15 protein-coding genes and 1 pseudogene are annotated in these 18680 nt (G+C 68.9%); 6 read left to right on the top strand and 10 right to left on the bottom strand.

Features of this window, described 5'->3' with window-relative positions; translation table 11 throughout:
* Window positions 1-54: 54 nt before the first annotated feature.
* On the top strand, window positions 55-1533 hold the full coding sequence (locus H958_RS0128820; protein ID WP_028061200.1) for a recombinase family protein: 1479 nt from the start codon (window positions 55-57) through the stop codon (window positions 1531-1533).
* Window positions 1534-1983: 450 nt separating this feature from the next.
* Here the strand turns inward: H958_RS0128820 and H958_RS0128815 are convergent, their stop codons facing one another.
* The 4 genes from H958_RS0128815 to H958_RS0128800 all read right to left on the bottom strand — a co-directional run bounded on the left by H958_RS0128815 (window position 1984) and on the right by H958_RS0128800 (window position 6046).
* Window positions 1984-2322, bottom strand: a complete 339-nt coding sequence (locus H958_RS0128815) for a hypothetical protein (RefSeq protein WP_028061199.1) — start codon at window positions 2320-2322, stop codon at window positions 1984-1986.
* 250 nt (window positions 2323-2572) lie between these two features.
* Window positions 2573-4621 (bottom strand): SMC family protein, encoded by a 2049-nt coding sequence (locus tag H958_RS0128810; RefSeq protein WP_028061198.1) that lies wholly within the window; start codon window positions 4619-4621, stop codon window positions 2573-2575.
* Complete coding sequence (locus H958_RS0128805) at window positions 4618-4995, bottom strand: hypothetical protein (protein ID WP_156028372.1); 378 nt, start codon at window positions 4993-4995, stop codon at window positions 4618-4620. Before H958_RS0128805 ends, H958_RS0128810 begins: the two co-directional genes overlap by 4 nt.
* A 115-nt stretch (window positions 4996-5110) precedes the next feature.
* Window positions 5111-6046, bottom strand: coding sequence for a hypothetical protein (locus H958_RS0128800; protein ID WP_028061196.1), 936 nt, complete (start codon window positions 6044-6046; stop codon window positions 5111-5113).
* A 470-nt stretch (window positions 6047-6516) separates the two neighbouring features.
* On the opposite strand from H958_RS0128800, the gene H958_RS0128795 reads away from it, so the two are divergent.
* Window positions 6517-8544: an AAA family ATPase gene (locus tag H958_RS0128795; RefSeq protein ID WP_028061195.1), complete on the top strand. Its 2028-nt coding sequence runs from the start codon at window positions 6517-6519 to the stop codon at window positions 8542-8544.
* Window positions 8541-9815 carry a hypothetical protein gene (locus H958_RS0128790; protein ID WP_028061194.1) on the top strand — a complete coding sequence of 425 codons (1275 nt, stop codon included), beginning with the start codon at window positions 8541-8543 and terminating at the stop codon, window positions 9813-9815. Before H958_RS0128795 ends, H958_RS0128790 begins: the two co-directional genes overlap by 4 nt.
* A gap of 293 nt (window positions 9816-10108) precedes the next feature.
* Here the strand turns inward: H958_RS0128790 and H958_RS47010 are convergent, their stop codons facing one another.
* The 4 genes from H958_RS47010 to H958_RS0128770 all read right to left on the bottom strand — a co-directional run bounded on the left by H958_RS47010 (window position 10109) and on the right by H958_RS0128770 (window position 13481).
* Window positions 10109-10405 (bottom strand): hypothetical protein, encoded by a 297-nt coding sequence (locus tag H958_RS47010; RefSeq protein WP_156028371.1) that lies wholly within the window; start codon window positions 10403-10405, stop codon window positions 10109-10111.
* 365 nt (window positions 10406-10770) lie between these two features.
* Complete coding sequence (locus H958_RS0128780; protein ID WP_028061193.1) at window positions 10771-11379, bottom strand: GIY-YIG nuclease family protein; 609 nt, start codon at window positions 11377-11379, stop codon at window positions 10771-10773.
* A gap of 355 nt (window positions 11380-11734) precedes the next feature.
* Window positions 11735-12205, bottom strand: a complete 471-nt coding sequence (locus H958_RS47005) for a zinc-ribbon domain-containing protein (protein ID WP_156028370.1) — start codon at window positions 12203-12205, stop codon at window positions 11735-11737.
* Between the two features lie 202 nt (window positions 12206-12407).
* On the bottom strand, window positions 12408-13481 hold the full coding sequence (locus H958_RS0128770; RefSeq protein ID WP_156028369.1) for a hypothetical protein: 1074 nt from the start codon (window positions 13479-13481) through the stop codon (window positions 12408-12410).
* 22 nt (window positions 13482-13503) lie between these two features.
* Here H958_RS0128770 and H958_RS47000 point away from each other — a divergent pair, with 22 nt between their 5' ends.
* From H958_RS47000 to H958_RS0128750, 3 genes are all read left to right on the top strand, one after another.
* A complete protein-coding gene (locus H958_RS47000; protein WP_156028368.1) occupies window positions 13504-14415 on the top strand; it encodes a hypothetical protein in 912 nt (303 codons plus the stop codon).
* Window positions 14416-14423: 8 nt separating this feature from the next.
* Window positions 14424-14615 carry a hypothetical protein gene (locus H958_RS0128755; protein WP_028061188.1) on the top strand — a complete coding sequence of 64 codons (192 nt, stop codon included), beginning with the start codon at window positions 14424-14426 and terminating at the stop codon, window positions 14613-14615.
* 664 nt (window positions 14616-15279) lie between these two features.
* Window positions 15280-15645 (top strand): hypothetical protein, encoded by a 366-nt coding sequence (locus H958_RS0128750; protein WP_028061187.1) that lies wholly within the window; start codon window positions 15280-15282, stop codon window positions 15643-15645.
* 265 nt (window positions 15646-15910) lie between these two features.
* Here H958_RS0128750 and istB read toward each other — a convergent pair whose 3' ends face one another.
* Window positions 15911-16693 carry an IS21-like element helper ATPase IstB gene (gene istB / locus H958_RS0128745; RefSeq protein ID WP_028061186.1) on the bottom strand — a complete coding sequence of 261 codons (783 nt, stop codon included), beginning with the start codon at window positions 16691-16693 and terminating at the stop codon, window positions 15911-15913.
* Window positions 16690-18179 (bottom strand): annotated as a pseudogene (gene istA / locus H958_RS41030) (IS21 family transposase). The gene istB and the pseudogene istA overlap by 4 nt, the downstream one beginning before the upstream one ends.
* Between the last annotated feature and the right edge of the window lie 501 nt (window positions 18180-18680).

The following is an 18680-nucleotide window of genomic DNA, read 5'->3' as shown; positions in this document are numbered from 1 at the left end:
AGTAGGTGCCTGACAACCCTGAGTTCGGCCTGGAGTGGACGACTACGGCATCACATGAGACTTGACGGCTACATCCGCGTTTCCCGCGTTGGCGGGCGAGAGGGCGACTCGTTCATTTCGCCGGACGTACAGCGTGAGCAGATCGCAAGCTGGGCCAAGCTGCGAGGCGTCGAGATCGCCGCTTGGCAGACCGACCTCGATCAGAGCGGTGGCAAGCTCAGCCGCCCTGGCCTTGACGCGATCATGAGTCGCGTTCGCTCAGGCGAGACGGGCGGCATCGTGGTGGCGAAGCTCGACCGTCTCTCACGGGCGGGCGTGGCCGACGCGCTCAACCTCGTCGAGGAGATCAGCGACCACGGCGGCCAGGTCGCAGCCGTCGATCTCGGGATTGACCCCACGACGCCATTTGGGGAGTTCGGGCTGACGATCATGCTCGCCCTCGCGCGGATGGAGCGTCGTCGAATCACGGAGAACTGGGCCTATGCACGCGCGCGCGCGAACAAGCGCGGCGTCTACCAGGCGCGAGCCCCGTTCGGATACGACAAGGGCGAGGATGGCCGTCTGGTGCCGAACGAGGACGCCGCCCACGTCCGCGAGATCTACGCCAGGCGCTCGCGCGGGACGACGTGGCAGGACATCGCGCGCTGGCTCAACGACGAGGGCGTAAAGCCGCCGGACAGCAAGCAGTGGGTTCGAGGCACTGTCAAGGATCTGGCCGCCAACAAGGCGTACCTCGGGATCGCTTACCACGGCGAGTACGTCAACGAATCCGCGCATGAGCCCCTGGTGACCAGGGCGCTGTTCGAGGCCGCCAAGGGCAAGGCGTTCAACCCGACGCAAGGCAAGCAGCCGAACCTCCTCTCCGGGATCATGCGCTGCGCGGGATGCTCGTACTGCCTCTCGCCTGGCATGACCGGGAGCCCCGGCAAGCGGACGCGGCAATACTGGTGCAAGAAGAAGCACGGGTCGGGAACGTGTCCGACTGGCGGATCCATCCGCGCCGAACCTCTTGAGTCATGGGTCGTCGAGCAGTTCTTCTCATACATCGACACTCCGGTCTTCGAGGGCGCCGAGCAACAGGGCGACTACGACGCGCTGAGCCAGCGACTCGAACAGGCGCAAGCCAGACTGGACGAACTGGCTCAGGACGTAGAGGCCCGCGAGGTCATGGGCCGGGAGACCTGGCTGAGCGCGATCCGATCTCACAAAGATGCGGTCGCTCTCGCCGAGCGAGCCTGCGACGACTGCCGCCGAAAGGCTGCGGGCGTGTCTGTCCCTGTTGCCGACCTCCGCGAGTACTGGTCGAAGCTCTCGACTGACGAACAGCGGACGATCCTCAGGCAGACCATCGACGCGATCATGGTCCGCAACGTCGGGCGCGGAAACGTCGTGCCCGTGGAGGAACGAGTGCGGATCCTCTGGCGGGGACAGGCGCCTGCCGATCTGCCTCGGCAGGGGCAGAAGGCATCAATCCGCGAGTTCGTTTTCGCGCCGGACTTCGCGCCAGACGACATCGGGGTGCCGCTCGCGTAGAACCGCGAGGAACGCGCGTGCGGCGGCTCGACTAGCCTCGTGTCGCCGGGCGTCGCGGATGAGTTCGTCTGTCTCGTTGCTGTTCATGACAGACGTAATCGAGCCCCGCACGACGATCTCAGGATGTTTGCTCGAAACGGTTAGACCGAACGCTTCTGCCCCAGGCTTGACGCAAGCCCGGGGGTCATCCGCGCGCTGAAACGGTCACCTACATGGGACCCGCTCGCGGCGACCGGGACTCCTATCGATCCTCCGGTTTGTCGCGACGGGGGAGATGGAGACGACCCGTGTCGAGTTGGGACGGGGCCAGACCGGCCACCATACGCGTCAGACGGCGCGTATAGGCGTCCGTAGCCGTCTCGGCGACGGCAGAACATCGGGAAGGGCTCGGCGGAGTTCGTGTCTCGCGCGGGTTGAGGGGTCGGGCCCGGTTCGAACGGCGACCTCGCGCTACAGCCCTTTCAGACCGGCCGCAAGCTTGCTCGCGCAGGACGGGTCGTTGCTGACGACCTTGACGCCGACATCGCCGGCCGGGTTGGTCGCCACGGTGTCGCCTGCCCCCGAATACAAGTTCACAGTGTTCTTGCCGATCAGGACGACCGCGACTTCGCACCCGTTCGGATCGGTGTAGCTGATCCCGTTGTCGGAGGTGAGTTGCAGTGCATCGATCACGTCCTGCTCCGAATGCGCCGGGGCGTTGCGGACCGTGCCGCTGGTGTCGCCGCCGGCGCTGCTGCTCTCTCCTCCTCCGCCGCAGCCAGCGAGCGCCAGTGCCAACAGGGCCGCCAACGCGGCCGCAGCTCGGTTCCTCCGTCCGTGAATCGTTCCCGCCTCCGTTCGTGTTCGGCGAACGTATGTTGCGCGTTGCGGGCCGGTCAAGACGACATCCGTCGACCCCTCGCGAGTAGACGCGCCTTCGCGGCCCACCTTCTGGGGTGCGCAGCTGGCGCCCGCGTGTGTTGCGAGCTCCGCCGGAAAGCCCACGAGCACAGGCGGTCTGCTCTGCACGGCGCGGTGAGGGGCCGGCCGCGCTCGGTGATCAGGTTGGATCGGTCCGCTGATTGTCCTCGTCGCGCGTGAGGACCCGGTCGTCGAAGCGATGGACCGCGAGGTCGAGCTCGGCTCCGAGCGCGTCAACCTCGTGGAACGGCATCGAGGTTGCGATCACCACCTGCTGCTCGCGCTGTCGGGAGGCTGCCACCCGGCGGAACAGTGCGCGCAGACTGTCAATCTCGATCTCGTGCTGACCTGGCTCGTCCATGACCAGCAGCCCCGGGTGATTCGTCGCGTGCTGCCTTGCGACCTCCAGCAGCCCCACGGTGTACGCCCATACAAGTCGGACAGTGTCGCTCGCCGATGAGTCGGAGTCGAGGTCGAAGCCTTCGCGCTCCGGTAGGTAGGTGTCAGGATCCACCTCGACGCCAGCGAACGACCCGTAACCGTATTGGTCCAGCTGCTCGCGGACCCTGAGCGCAAGTGCTGACAGCTTGTCCTCGTCGCCCTCGCTGCGGCGGCCGGCCTTGAGTCCCTCCAGCTCGCCGCGAATCTTCCGGAGCTCCTCAGCTATCTCGGCCAACGTCTGCTCCAGAGCGCTGAAACTCTCGTCGACCTCCTCGAGTGCCTCGAGCCGATCTGTGACGCGCACCTGGCGCGCGACGACCGCGCGCGACGGAGCCTGCGCCTGCTGTGTCAGCGCGCTCTTAAGCGTTCGCACGTCGCGACGAGCGTCCAACAGCGCCTGACGTACGGCGGTGGCTCGCTCGCGCGACGCGCGGAGCACCTCGCTGGCGTCCGCCCGTATCGCCTGCACCGTATGGCGCTCGGAGTCGATCAGCTCCAAGTTGGCTTCGAGCGTCAGCACCGGACCGCCGATGCCGGCTCCGTGCAGCGTGGCGGGCAGGGCCTGCTGGCAGGTTGGGCAGTGTGGCTCGGGGCTCGAGAGCGGCTGCAGCGCACCCATGCCTCGAAGGCGCAGGGCGTCGGAGTACCGCTGGCGATCGGTGGTGAGCGCCGCCAGCCGCTCCTCGAGTGCATCCTGGTCGGCCTCCTGATTGCGTAGATCCTGCGCCGCTTGGAGCGACAACGCCGAGAGCCGGGCGAGTCGATCTTCGGCGTCGCGCAAATCGGAAGTCGCTTGCCCGACCACGTCGGCCGCGCGCGGCACCTCCTCGTTCTCGAGCTGGGCGAGCTCCTGACGCAGCGTACGGAGCAGCTGGCCCAGCGGCACCCACTGCTCGTCATGGAGCAGTCGCACGGTTGGCGGAGAGGCAGGAGGCCATTCGACGGTCGCCGTGGGCGACACGTCCTGGAGCCGGCCGCCCAGTGTGTCGAGGCGGCCCACGAAAGCTCCGACCGCGCTGCGCCACCGGTTGGTGAGCGCGGCGTCTCGGGCGAGGAGCTCCTCGCGTCGGCGGGCGCGCTCGTAGGCGTCCAGTTGCAACAGGAACTCGACTGCACGGCGACCGGGGTCACGGATACGCAGGTAGCGTGGGATGGCGCCGAAGATGCTGGCCCAGCCCCGGGACTGCTCGACGAATAGCAGCGGCCAGAAGCTCTGCATGTAGAGGGGCACCGAGTCGCCGGTCCAGGTGGTGACCCGAGGCAGCTGCCACCCCAGGAATCGCGTGAGCTGCGTGTGCCATCCGGCCTCGTTTTGTGCCGCGCCAGGCACGCGCGTGTAGCGCTCGCGGACCGGCACGTCTGCCTGCGGGTCGGTGAGCTTGCCCGCCTCCCAGGTGCGAACCAGGTCCCGCTTGAAGCGCTCGTGCTTGAGGTAGCGCTGGGCGGTCAGCCGCTTGCCATCGGCGTTCTCGAGCTCGAGCATGACGTAGCTGCTGAGCACTGGAAGCTCGGTCCCGTCGGCGTCGGCGACCAGCTCGTAGGCGGCTGGCTTAAGAGGCATGGGGTCGCCGGGTCCGACCATGCCCTCAAGGCCAAGGGCGTAGATGACCGACATGAGGGCGGTGGTCTTGCCCCGGTTGTTGTGGGCCGAGACGACGTTGACTCCCTCTTCGAAGTCGATGCGCGTCGAGAAGCGTCCGCGCTCGGTCTCAACAACCAAGGCCGATGCGATCAGCTTGATCCTCATGCGGCTGTCGGCTCGCGCCGGAGAAGCCCCGAGACGGCGGCTTGCGTCAGAGGCGTGCCTATGATCGCAAGCCGCTGCTTCTCGTCCGATAGCAGCGAGGGGTCCTCGTCCAGATGGGCGACGAGCGCCCTGCCGGCGTCGTTGAGACGCCAGAGCTTGCGGTCAAAGGTGAGCAGCTCCAGTCCGCCGGCGAGCGCCACGGCGCGGTCCAACGCCGGCTCATACCTCACCGCCGGTTGCTCGGCGGCGAGCTCGCCTGCCAGGAACAGGCCAAGCTGCTCCGCGCCACGCGTACTACGCAGCGCCCAGTTCAGCACATGCAGCTGTTGCAGCGACGCGGCCTGGGCTCGGCAGGCTCGGACCAGCAGCAGCACGTACGGCACCCGCCAGACGGGGCGACCGTCGGCGGGCACGGGCCGAGGCCGCTGCTGGTAGGTGAAGGGCGCGCGGAGGAGCTCGTCGACTTCTTGGTTGCTTAGCGGTGGCATCTCAACTGGCGGACGTGGGGAAGTCCATCGGGCAACGTCGTAGCCAATCCGCGACGCCTCCGTGCGAGAGCCGATCCGCTTCATCGCCCTTTCGCAGCCCGGGCACCTCGCGCCGCAACCGGCTCTCGTAACGCTCGCGGACCGTGTTGACGTAGGTCGGCTGCACGCTCGCTCCCGTGAAGCTCTCGAGCTGCACCGCCCGCTCCTCGGCGTCGCGCTCGCGCAAGAACAGCTCGTATGTGGGGGCATGGTTAATCCTGAGGTGGTCCTCGAGGTTCGCCGCATCCACGGCCGCATGCTGCATGAATTCCCGGAGGCCCTGCCTGACCTGCTCAGAGCGGCTTGGCAGGAGCCGTTCGATCTTCTGCTCCAAATTGCGCAGAAGATCGGGCCGCTCCTCTGCCAGGCGCTCAAGCTCCTCGGGCTGCACGTCCGCCGGCGGCGCCTTGACTACTCCAACGCCCTCCTCCTCGAGCAGCCGCCGCTCGGCAGTGAAGTGGATCTCGGCTGTCTGGACATCGACACGAAAATCGCGGTCGAGGAACTCGAGATCGAGCAAGCGCATCTCCTGCTCCTTCTTGCGGCAGTGCTTGGTGACCGCCTTCGAGTCGTGGGTCGGCGTCAGGAGGATCCATCGGCTGACCACCACTCCGTTGAGATGCGCTGCAACCTCGGTCGGTCTGTCTTTCCACTTCCTGAGGTCCCGGTTGATCTTGCGGATCTGGGCCTCGGCGCGCTTCAGCGTCTCCTCGGCTTCGGGCGCGTAGCACTGGTAGGCGCAACGACTGCCGTCTGTTGAGTAGCCCTCCATGCCCAGATCGCCGGCGTCGGTATCGGGCATGCGCGCGTAGGAATTGACGTGTCGGCGGATCAACAACTGGAGGCAGTAGCTCTCCCACTCCTTGCCTCCCCATTGGTATGGCGCGCGTTGATCCATGTGCGGGAACGCTACGCGACCGATCGGCGACCCTCCAGCGACGGTGCCGGTTGCGACGCGATGTCGTCGCGGTTTCGCCCAAATGGCGACGAGAACTCGGATGCCCTGCGGCCTGGGCGAGCAACTCCGGAGAACTCAGCACGGCACGCGAGCGGGCTGCCCGGATGACTCTCCAGGCCCCGGTTCCGCTCGTCAGAGCACAGACTCAGCCCCGCGCATGAGCCGCACGCTCACGCCACCGTGTACGTCTTCATGACCTCGTCGCCGTAGTGGTTGGGGAACTCCGTCGACGGGCCGGCACGCCCACCCCGTTCGCCTGACCCGTGTTCGTCGGCGCGATTCGTCTTGGCGAGAGGTCGGCCGCCTGATCCGACGACCGGCCGCCCACCGCGGCGGAGTTAGCCGGTCGTCACCCGGTAGGGCCCCTTGGGCGACCTTCGCCCCCCGGTGGATCTCGCTACTGTCCGCGCGTGGCTGACTGGACCGTCTCGACCAACATGATCTCGTGGGTGCCGGCCCACCACGACCAGTTCGGGTGGCCGTGGGACGGTCAGGAGGCTGAGGTCATCCGGACCATGAAGCCGGGCGACCTGATCGTGCCCAAGTTCGCCCAAGCTCCAGTCTGGGGCGGAGCCTCGGGCCAGGAGGACTACATACGAGGCATTTGTGAAGTCTGGGGTGACGACTTCGACGTCTGGCGCGCCGAGTACGAGGAGAAGGTCGCCTGGGGTGACGGCGCGGTGCCGTTTGTCATGCGGGTCAAGGCCCATCTCGATGACGACGATCGCTTCCCAAGCATCGATCCCTGGGCCATGGTTGAAGTCGAGCTCGAGTGGCTCGAGCACCCGATCTCGACGTCGGAGTTCTTGAAACTGCGCGCCGTGCCCGTTGAGCTCGCAGGCCAGTTCAAGGCGATGGCGGCGCCCAACCGGCACATCCAGCCACTCCCCGACGGCGCCGGCGCGAAGGTGCTCGAGGCAGGTGGGGTCGCCGAACGCGGCGCGCAGTACCTGCGCCAGGAAACCCTGGTGCGCGCCGGCGCACCAGTGGACGCGGCGGCGCTGCTCGCCGAGGCGGGCCTTGATCCCGTAGTTGGAGACCGCGCGTTTTTGGTGACGGACAGCGGCATGCCGGGCCTGCACGTCTGCAAGTCAGCCGGCAATTTGACGCCCGACGGTGAAGCGATCGCAGTGGCGCCTGGCGATCTGCGTGGGCTGCTCGAGGAGGCACAGAGCAAGGCCACCAAGTCCGACTACTTCCGCCCCGCCCGGGCGCTGCATGGCGCGAAGGAGCTGCAGGAATTCATGGCGAGCGGCGACGCGGTGCGCGAGGTGGAGGAGTTCGCTCATTTTCACGATCGCTACGTGATCCTGCCTCGCAAGGTCACCGAGGCGCTCGAGATCCGCAAGCGGCCCGCGCCGTCGCCATCGCAGCCTCTTTCTGGCCCGGACGTAACCGAGCAGTGGCCGGAGGAGGATGGAGACGATCCCGAACAGATCGATCTCGAGAAGCTGCAGGGACTTACGGTCGAAGCGGTGCAGGCGCAGCTGCCTGATGGCATGGTGCTGCCCACCAGCGTTCTCGCCGAGGCCGTAACCGCGCTGCGCTCTGGCAAGCACCTCTTGCTATCCGGCCCGCCGGGCACCGGTAAGTCCACAGTGGCGAGTGCGCTCTGTCGCGCGGTGGTCGAGAGCCGCTATCGCGTTACCACGGCCACCGCCGACTGGACCACCTTCGACACGGTCGGCGGCTACCTCCCGCAAGAAGGAGGGGCGCTGCTCTTCGAGCCCGGCCTGGTGCTGCGCTCGTTCGAGAACGGCTCCTGGCTCGTGATCGACGAGCTGAACCGAGCCGACATCGACAAGGCGTTCGGCCCGCTGTTCACGCTGCTCGCCGGCGCTGGCATGGACGGCAAGGAAACCGTGCTCTTGCCGTATCGCCAGGCCGGCAAGAACGTGGACATCGGTTGGGCACAAACGGTGTCGGAGGCCAAGACGCGCTACGCGATCACGCCCGCCTGGCGCCTACTCGGCACCATGAACGTGTCCGATAAAGCCAGCCTCTTCCAGCTGAGCTTTGCCTTTCTTCGGCGGTTCGCGGTGATCGACGTGCCGCTGCCGGAGCCTCAGGCCTATCGGGCTCTATTCGCCACCCGAGTCGCCGAGCTCCCGCAACCCGAGCGCGACGCGATCGTCGATGCCGCGATGGCGATCGCCCACGGCCCAGTGCCGCTCGGTCCGGCCATCCTGCTCGACGTAGCCGCGTTCACCGAACGCGCCCTCACGACCACATCGTCGGGGAGCGCGCCCTACACCGACGCTGTTGAGGCGTTCCTCACCGCCGTGCGTCTGTACGCCGTTCCGCAGTACGAAGGGGCGCCACCGGCGGACGTTGAGAGGTTCACGGCGTTGCTGCAGGGTGTCTGGCCTACCCCGTCTGAGACGGCGTGGTCTGCGTTGAAGACTGCGCTGTCGACAGTGGCGCTGGCGGGAGCATGAGCGTCACGGAGGCCGGGATCGGCGTCGAATCCCACGCCTTCTCGCCAGATGACTATCAAGCCATGCTCGCCGAGGTTCGCGAGCACCTACCGCTCTTCCTTGCTCCAGCGGCCAGCGAGCGCCACGATCCGGTTGGCGACGTGGAGGGGCTAACCGGCCTGCATCCTGAGGACCTGCGGCGGGTGATCGCAACGCACCTCTGCCTTTCGGAAGCGGTGTCCGCGTTCATCGGGACGCTTCCGCAGGGACTACGCCGGCCGGTCATGTCGTCTGTCCGGCCTCGCGAAGTCACGCAGGCGGTTCGTGGTCCCGTCGACTGGTCGGCGACGGTGAGAGCTCGTGCCGGCTCCGGCGCAGACCCGACGCTCTTCGTCGTGCGTCCGGGCCGTCGTATCTTCGACACCCCGGAGAATCGCGCGGTGGCCTGGGCTCTGCGCGAGCTCGAGGTAGCAGCGCTGAGGGCTCTTCGCCTGGTGGCGGGTGCCGGGCCAAGCGGGACCGAGGTCGGGTGGCAGGCGCGGCTGAGCGAAGTGCTCTTCACCGTGCGTCGTGCCTGGCGGGTGGAGTGGCTGCGTGAGGTGACGCCCCAGCGTCCGGACGCCCGCACGCTGCAACGGCTCGCCGCGACGCGATCGGCGTTTTACCGCGTCCATGTGGGACGGGTTGTGCGAACGCTGCTGGCCGCGCAGCAGCCCAGCGCACAAGCGCTGGTGAAGACTCTCTGCGAGCGCTATTTCGTGCCGGACAAGGCGTGGCGCCTATTCGAGGTGATGGTGGCGCTTCGCCTTGCCCGCGCCTTTGCTCATGCCGCTGGCGGTCCTCGACTCGCTCGCTTGCTGGTCGGGGCGGATGGGACCGATCCCTACGCGCGCTACCAGTTGCACGACGGCGACCAGGTCCAGCTGGTCTACCAAGGCTGGCCGGCCGCCCCGGGAGCGTCCCGCCGCTGGATGGTCGCCAAGCGCCACGGCTTCCATCCGGGATTCTCGCAGCCGGATCTGACGATCCGGCGAACAGGCGCGCAGGCAGATTGCATCGTGCTCGAGCTCAAGGCCACCCGCTCGCCGAGCTACCTTGGCGCTGGACTGTCGCAGCTGCTGGGTTATCTGTCGGATCGCGCTGACCTGTTCGGCCCGACCCCAGCCGGCTGGCTCGTAGCGCCGGCTTCCGACGCTTTCCGGGACGCGGCTCCTGTCCCAGGCGATCCACTGTGGGTCGTCAGCGCCGACGAGGTAGCGTCGGCCGCCGTCGCACGCCTCGGCGCGGCGTAGACGTTTACACGGCCGCTGAGCGGCCGCCGGCGCGGACGGGTCTCGATCGGCACCGGGGTACGTCGCATTGCGCAAATTGCGAAGCGGGCCCTCCAGAGCGCGTGTAGCCGCCGGACGACATGCGAACATATGTTCGACCATGACGAGCAAAGGCAGCCCATGCAGCAGCTTCCACCGGACGCTCGCCGGCGGCGACCTGCGGCTGATCCGCGAGGCCGTTGCGGAGCTGCCGCGTATCGGCGTGAGGGACGCGGCGGCGATCCTGCTGGTCATCCAGCGAGCGGAGCCGAGACCTACCAGCGGGCCGCCGTTCGCTGGATCGCCAAGCTCTGCTCGGCGCGCTCGCGGATCACGCTTGCGGACGTGAGCCGGGCGTCGGCGGCGCTCGACGCTATGCCTGAACAGCCGGAGGCGGCAAAGGCTGTCCTGACCGAGGTATGCGAGCGTGCCGGCTTGGTCGATGTCATCCGGGTCTTCAAGCACTGAGCTACGGACGCGCAGAAGCCCTCGCCGTAGCCCCACGGCCGCTGACTGCGGTTGACAGCCGTCACGAGATCTTGCAGCCCACGGGCGTTGAGGATTGGCGGCATCTCCTCGTACGTGTTCCCGGCGGGCGCGCGGACGCACGTCGTCGAGTAGGAGGTCGCGGAACTTCTCGAGCTCCTCGCAGTGCGTGGCGGCGTTCGGATGCGTGCCCGCGTGGGCGACAAGGAGTCCTCGCTGTCGGTGCCGTACCACGGGCGCCTTGTCTTTCGCCGGTTACGGATCGCGTGTCGCACGCGGCCGGGCAAGGCCAAGTTCCGCACGAGTTGGATGACGGCCAGGCGAGCGGGCACGACCGCCCGCCTAGTGTCAGGGCCTCGCGGCGGAACAGCTCCCACGCGAGGTTCCAGTGGAGGCCGCCGATTGCAGTGCGCGTCACAGAGGAAATCGGTCCGCCGCGTTGCGAAGGGCTTCAAGCGGGCCTGGTGACAGTTACGGTCCGCGAGTGCACCTGATCGACGTGCTGTTGCACGGCGGAGGCGTCGAGAAGGTCCTCGTGGACGGTCTCCGTCCAGCCGTCCCCGATGGTACGCGCCGGCGGGAGGCCCAATTCGTCGCGCCACCACGCGATCACTCCCCGTTCGATATCACGGGCGTGGTCACCGCGTTCGCAGGTCCAGACACGAAGCGTCTGCCAGCCGGCGCGCCGGTGTTGCTCCAGCCTCGTGGAGGTCTGGTTGGCGATGCCGACCTTCAGCGCGCCGTCGTCGGCGCGCAGTAGATACACGACGGCCGGCTCGGCCGGGTTGAAGCCGTAGGTGGCGCACGCCGGGCAGCCCTGCCCGGAGCCGACATTGCGCGCGAACGGGGTGAAGCGATGCCCGCACGTCAGGCACTCGGCGGGCGTCCTGAGGCTCGAGGCGATGACCGCGCTAGTCCAGCGCAGCCCGACCTTCGAGGCGCGCCGATCCCACTCGGCCTTGTCGACAGGCGCGTTGTGCGCGCACATCGGGCAGCTCTGGCCGGCAGCGACGTTGCCCGGCTGGACGCGCCACTCATGCCCGCAGGTCTGGCAGGCCACCAGAGGCCGACTTGCGTGCGATATGACCGGTTCGCGCCAGCGCAGGCCGACCTTCGCGGCCCGCGCGTCCCAGACCGTCTGCGGGACCGGGGCGCGACCCGCGCACTTCGCGCAGCCGGCGCCCTTGCGGAGGTTGCCGGGCCACCAGCCGCCACTCGTAGCCGCACACGAGGCACGTCGCTGGCACCTGCCGGTGGGCTGCGGTCACCGGCTCGGCCAGCCGGATTGACTTCGCGGCTGCGAGCGCCCGGTACTGCTCAGCGGTCAGCGACCCGCGCGCACACGCCGAGCACCCGGCGCCACGCGCGACCCCGGACGGGATGCGCGTGAACGTCCTCCGACACGTCAGGCACTCTCACAGCGCCGGGACCGCGCTCGCCGTCACCGCCTCAAGCCAACGCAGGCCAACCTTCGCGGCGCGCTCGTCCCACTGCTCCTGGGTGACGCGCAACGTCCTCGCGCAGGCCGGGCAGCCGTGGCCGTTGGCGACGTTGTGCGGCTTCGGCGACCATTCATGCCCGCAGCGGTCGCAGCGCGCCGGAGTGTTTCGCGAGCCGCTGGTCGGCGTCTGAACGAACGTGACGTCCATCGCACCGGCGCGCTCCTGCCATTGCGCACCGAGGCGCCGCTTGTGCTGGCCTTCGGCCTGCCGACAGACCGGGCAGCCGTGACCGGCGGTGACGTTGCTGGGCCAAGTGCTCCATTCGTGGTCGCAAGCGCGACAGACAGCTCTCGTCTTGGTCGTGGCGTTGGCAACTGCCTCGCACCAGCGCAGGCCGACCTTCGCGGCGCGCTGGACCCACTCCTGTTTACTGATGCGGCCCATGTCCGGGGCGAGGATAGGCCGCGCACCTGGCGCACCAGCACGGAGAGCCCGCGAGTTGTGTCATTCGCAGATGCGCTCGTCCGCCGCCGCGACGGCTCGCTCAGCGGGCAGACGAGGCGAGCGCTGGCAGGTCACGTCCAGCAGCGTGTCCGGAGTTGCTGCACCACACCGCGACGGACTGCCGCAGCGCATGCGCGTGGCGTCAGCGCGTCCAGCGGAACGCGTCGCCGAGCGCGTTGGTGCAGGTGATCGTGCGCGTCCGCGTCGTGCAGCGGTAGCTCGCGAGCTTCTGAAAGCCCGCGGTGTTGGTGCCGTGCCAGTACGCGCGGCGGGGGCGCTTGCCTTTGCGGACCGTGTAGGCGAGGTCGGAGATCATCAGCGCCGGGCAGGTGCCGTCGTTGGAGTACGCGGTCCCGCGCACGTCGAGCTCGTGCAGGCACCGGCTCGGCAACTTGCGCCACCGGCGCGTCCAGGTGCGCGTGTAGGGCTTGTCCATCAGCACGCCCGGTTCGTGCTGCTCGATCCGCGCGGACACGTAACGCCAGGTCCTGCCGGACCGGAACTGTGCCATGCACAGCGCCGACGGCGGGCTGTCACCGTCGAGACCGGCGGGAAAGAACTCCTCGCGCGGGCACAGCGCCCACTTGACCGACGCGCGCTTGAACGCGGGGTACTTGGAGGCGAGCAGATCCTTGAACGCGGCCGTCGCGTTGCCGCGGGTCAGCTCGAACGGCTCATACCCGGCGAAGTAGCCGCTCTGGCTCCAGCGCGCCGACGCTTCGACGCTGGCGCAGCGCAGCTCGTCCAGGCCGACCAGCGCCGGATGCTGGAAGGCCACGTCGAACCCGTCCGGCGCCGGGGTGATCGTCCCGGTGGCGGTGCCCTCGTAGTCCTTGCGTCTGAAACCAACGCTCGCGTCCACTGTCCGTGTCGAGTTGCCGTTGGCGTCGGTGTCCGAGTACGCGTCGTAGCGGAACGCGGCGCTGATGATCGTCGGCGCGTCCGCGGTCGGGTCGCAGCTCGCGTTGAGATGCAGCTCGACATAGGGGAGCGTGTTCGCCCACGTCGGCGCGTCGTAGATCGCCAGGTGCACCCCCAACGCCCCCGTCTGGTCGTCGTAGCTGACGGTGATCGCCTGCGGGTACTCAGCCTGCTGGGTGATCGGCGGCTGCGGGTTCAGCGACTGCGGTTGCTGCGGCCGCTCGTAGTGCAGCGTCACGGTGCGGGTGGCGGCGTCGGCGGCGGCCGCGGGCACGGCGAGCAAGCCCGCGGCCACGGCGGCGCACGCCACCCGCCGGATGGCCGTGCCTGTGCGCGTTACTGATGCCAGCCTCCTCACAGGGGGCGCGACTCTAGCCGCCGCGGCTGCGCTTCGGCTGCGTCTGGCCGCATGTTCGGTCGCGCGGCCGCAACGTGGCCAGTACGGCGCCGCGGTCGATGACGAGTGTGACCCGCACCGGGATGGTGCTGCTGATCGCGCTGCTGGGCTTCACCGCGACCGCGCAAGCGGAGCTGCGGACCGGCGGCGCGCCGAACAAGTTCCCGATACCGGAGCAGTCCTCCCCACGCGCCCGCAGCTCGAGCGAGTCGATCTGCGCTACGACACGACCGCCGGGGCGTTGCAGGCCACGATCAGCTTCTACGACCCGCTCGCTGACCCCACCACCACCAGCGCGCTGCGTCCCTGGGCGTTCTCGGTCTCGGTCGGCGACTACCTCAACGGGATCTGCACCGGCGACTCAGTCGGGCCGCGGCCCACGCACGTGGCGATCACCGGCTCGCTCGCTGACCCCGCGCACGCGGCGCTTGACTCCTACTTCGACTTCGGCGGCACGTTCGCCGACGCGCCCGTCGCCGGAACGCTCAGCCCCGACCGCACGCAGCTCACGCTCGCCGTCACCGACCCGCGGCTGAGCGGGCTGAACCCGATCTGCGCCGACGCGGGCGTGCAGGACACCCGCCAATCGAAGTCCGACTTCTCCCGGACCTTCGCGTTCCTCCTCGACGGTTACGACGCCGCCGACGGCGCGCTTAGCCGCGAGGTCGCGCGGTACGTGTCCTCGCAGGCCCGCACCGTCGCGGCCGCCTGCGCCACGTCTACGGCGACTTCAGCGCGCCCGTGTCCTGCCGCGAGCTGTACCAGAGCACGTTCTCCTGCAAGGCCAGCGGCCCGCTCACACGCGTCCGCGGCGGCGCCAACCTGCGCGTGAGCGGCCACATGACCTTCGACGCCAAGACCGCGCGCAAGCTCGACGGAGGCCAGCACGGCTGGCAGGCGGACATGCGCGCCACGCTTTCCTGGAAGCGCTGCCCGCCGGACGCGCGCCCGAAGTCGCTGCGCGGCAAGCCGTGCCACATCACCACCCGCTGGACCAGCACCAAGCCGCTGCCCGACGCCCTTGGCGTTTAGCGACGCGCCCTGCATGTCGGACGACACCGAAGTCCTCGACGCGCCCGGCTTCCCCACACCCCGGTCGCAGCCCCGGATCAGCCGTCCGGTCACGATGCGAACCCTGATCCTTGCGTGTGTGCTCAGCGCGTTGCTGACGCTGGGCGCCTCAGCAGGGGTATCCGCCCTGCTGATCCGACAGGGACCTCCCGGCGCGCAGGGAGCGACGGGGCCGCGAGGCGCGGTTGGTCCGTCCGGAGTCGGTGAGCCGGGACCCCCCGGGCCGCGGGGCCCGGGAGGACAACGCGGCCGTGAAGGCCCTGCAGGGCCGCGCGGCGAAGTGGACGAGGAATCCGTCTTCACTGCAATCGAAAGCGATCCAGCGCGCGCGAGGCAAGCGATCGACGACGGCGGCCCGTCAACGTCCGACCTTTGCGACGCGATCTTCTACCAACGCGACTACGGACCGCTGCGATCCATCTGGTACGACGCGTGCTGAGCGACTAGGCAGCCTGAAGATCGGGAGCCAGCGCGAGTCAGCCCGACACGGAGCTACAGAACGACTGCGCCATACGCATGGGTGCGGTCGCCGTGGGGCGGTGACGCGTGACCGGCCGAAATCGCCACACGTGCGTACCGCGGGTACAGTCCACGGCCGTCGCTGACCCCAAGTTAAGGAGCAGGGATGCCTGCCAGGATCACCCTCGCCCTCGCTGTGCTCTCGCTAGTGGTTTGCGAGGAGGCCTCGGCGGCGTCCGGACTAACGACGCGCCGCGCGAACCAGATCGTCCGGTCGCACCTGACCGATCTCGGCTACTACGCGCCGGAGTCCTACTGCCACCCCGAGGCGCCGTTCTCAAAAAGCGGACGCACCCGGCACCAACGTCTGACTTGCACGTTCCTCGCGTTCTTTAGCCGCGAAGAGTGGCTAGCCGACGACACGCACACCGACTGCAGCGGCGACTACCGGGTGAGCTGGTCTCGCCGCAAGCCGGGCTTCAAGCTCCGGTTCCTCGGCGGCCCAGACCAGCGCTGCACTTTCGGCGTCTGAAGACAACGCTGCGCAGCGGCCATCCGCGCCCGGCATGCCCCGGATGCTCCCACGGCCGCGACGACGGCGGGACGGGCGGCGCTTCACTTTTGACCCCCACAGGTGTCAACGGCCATCGGTTTCTCCCCGGTGGCGGCCATCGGATCTCCCCGCTGGCGGACATGTCTTCTCCCCGCTGGTGGCCATCGGGTCTCCCCAGCGCGTCGTCGACGCGGAGCCGAGCCCGTAGGGCGAGGCGGAGCGGCGATGACGCGCTGCGCGCGTGTCAGGTGAGGGGCCTCACCCCTGTTGCGGCGGTCGCCTGCGCCAGTCGGTAGGAGTCTGTCCCGTCAGTGATGAGCACATGCGCGTGATGAAGCAGCCGGTCGACGGTGGCGGTGGCGAGGGTCTTGGGCATCAGCTCGTCAAAGCCGGCCGGGTGGATGTTGCTGGTGAGCGCGATCGAGCGTTTCTCGTAGGCGGCGTCGACGACGCGGAAGAGCGCTTGGGCGGCGTCGGGGGCGACGGGCAGCATCCCGATGTCATCGATGACGATCAGATCGGCGCGGATCAGGCGGGCGATCGCCTTGGAGACGCTGTCGTCGGCGCGGTGACGTCGCAGCATCACCGCCAACGATTCGAGGGTGTGCCAGGCGACCGTCTTGCCACGATCGATCGCGAGGTGCCCGAGCGCTTCGACCAGGTGGCTCTTGCCGGTCCCGGAAGGGCCGCAGACGCAGAGCGCCTCCGCGCGCTCAAGCCATTCCAGCGTCCTGAGCGCCTGCTGGGTGGGCTTCGGGATCGGTGAGGCCTCTGGGTCCCAGGCGTCGAAGGTCTTGCCAGCCGGCAGGCCGGATTGGCGGCGGCGCATCCGGATCGTGGCCTCGTCGCGGCCCTTGGCCTCCTCGGCCAGCAGGACCCTGAGAACCTCGCCGGGCTCCCAGCGCTGCGCGGTCGCGGTCGCGATCACCTCGGGCGCGGCCCTGCGGACGTAGGGCATCCGCAACCGGCGCAGCAACCGATCGACCTCGGCGGGCAACGCGGGTGGCTCGGGGGTCTTGACCGTCATGCGCCGAAGCCCTCCCAAGCGCGCGTGGAACGCTGCAGCGACTGCTGCTCGGACGCGCGCGGGAACGCGATCACCTGAGCGCCTTGATGGTGCGCGAGGATCGCGGCGAGGTCGCCGTCCCCGAAGCGCTCGGCCTGCGCGGCGACCGCGAGCGCTTCCTCGACAGCCTCGGGGCCGTGCAGCTTGGCCAGCGCGACGGCCTCGGCGAGCTTGCGCCGCAGCTTGGTCGTCCCGGCCGCAGCAGCGACGATCAGCCAGCCTCCGCTCCTGGCCCGATCCGCAGGAACGCTCGCTCCTCCGCCGAGCGGGCGCGGGGCTTGCGTTCCAGAGCCCCGGCCGGGCGCGGCGGGTAGTGCTCGTCCTGGATGCTCGGCTGGCCCGGCGTGGTCAACGCATGGCGGGCGACCTCGCGCGGCCCGTCGGGCGCGTCGGCGTGGACGACAACCAGCTCTGACCCATCGATGCGCGCCCAGACACGCTCGTCGCGCAGCGCGGAAGGGACGGAGTAGATGGCACCACCGACCGAGATCGTCGATTGCCAGGACACCCGGCGCGTCTGCCCGAAACAGATCGTGTGCGCGACCGCCGGCAACGGGTGCAGCCGCGCGCGCTCCTCAGCGAGCATCACCGCCGGCGCCCGTCGCGTGACCCGGTGCTCGCGCGCGTTCACGCGATCACTGAACTCCGCGCAGGCCTGCTCGAGCTCGGCGAAGCTCGCGTAGCTGGCGCGCAGGTTGTGATCGGTCGGGACCAGATCAGCCTTCGCGATCCGGACCGTCGCCTCCGAGCCGCCCTTGCTCTGCGGATCCGCGGGCACACATGTCTCGATCGAGAGCCCGTAGTGGCGGGCGACCGCGACGATCTGCGGGTTGCGGACCGCGATCCCAGCCACGTGATCGACCGACACGGTCTTCTCGTTGTCGGTCAACGCGTAGCTCGGCGCGCCGCCGAACGCTCGCAGCGCCCGGTCAAAGGCCATCACCACCGACGCCAGGGTCTTGTCGCGCAGCGCGATCACCACCCGGAACCGGCTCCAGGCCAGCCACGCGCAGAACAACGTCGTCGCGCGCCCGTCGATCTCGGGCCCGGTCCCGTAGTCCCACTGCATCCACAACCCGGGCTCGGTGATCCACGGCCTCGTGCGCCGCCCGTGGCCCGCCCGCCAACGCCGCTTGGCCTCCGCGACCGCCCGACGCGTGGTCCGCTCCGAGCCCTCATAGCCCATCGCGACCAACTTCCGATGCGCAACGTCAGCGCGGATCCGGCCGCGCGATCGACGCACCCACTCCTCGGCCTTCTCCGCGAACGCGTCCACCCGCGGCCGCGGCCTCACCGGCACCGGCAACCCGCCGCCCGCGGCGTCACGGGCGCGCACCCAATGCCCGACCGTCTTGTGATCACAGCCGGCCAACTCCGCCGCCGCGCGCAGCGAGCCGGTCGCGTCAAAGGCCTCCAAGATCTCCATCACTTCCTCCGGGGTCTTCAAGCCCGCCCTCCAGGCGGCCCCGACAACACGAGACGCTGGACGTTGCAGGCCACTCAGGACGAAACAGCGGGGAGATCCGATGGCCACCCATGGGGAGATCCGATGGCCGCCTACGGGGAGATTCTCATGGCCGCCGTCACACAGGTCGTTCGACGGTTCCGCCCGGCACGACGGCATGTCGCTCGCGCGCTTGGCGGTGGTGGTCGGCCGTCCCTTCCGCGGCGGTCACCGCACGGGGGTCACGGGCCGGAGCTATATCGCACTGATGTTGCTCTGCGAGCCGTCGCAGTTGGCCTCGGCGTGACCGTTCCAAAGCACGAACCCAGGGCAACCTCGCGCCGCGGGACTCGGGATCGCATCTTGAAGCGGATGACGCTCGCCAAGCGCGCGCAGCGCACATGCGTGTACCGGTTGTAGCCGGGATCCGTGCCGGTCGCGCGTTCGGTGATCCGGCACCGCCACGTCGACCGTCCTCGTCGTAGACCTTGCGCTTCTGGCTGG

The organism is Candidatus Solirubrobacter pratensis, from assembly GCF_000425945.1.
Lineage (GTDB): Bacteria > Actinomycetota > Thermoleophilia > Solirubrobacterales > Solirubrobacteraceae > Solirubrobacter > Solirubrobacter pratensis.
The sequence above is the reverse complement of the archived record's forward strand: the minus strand, read 5'-3'. Positions and strand labels throughout refer to the sequence as shown.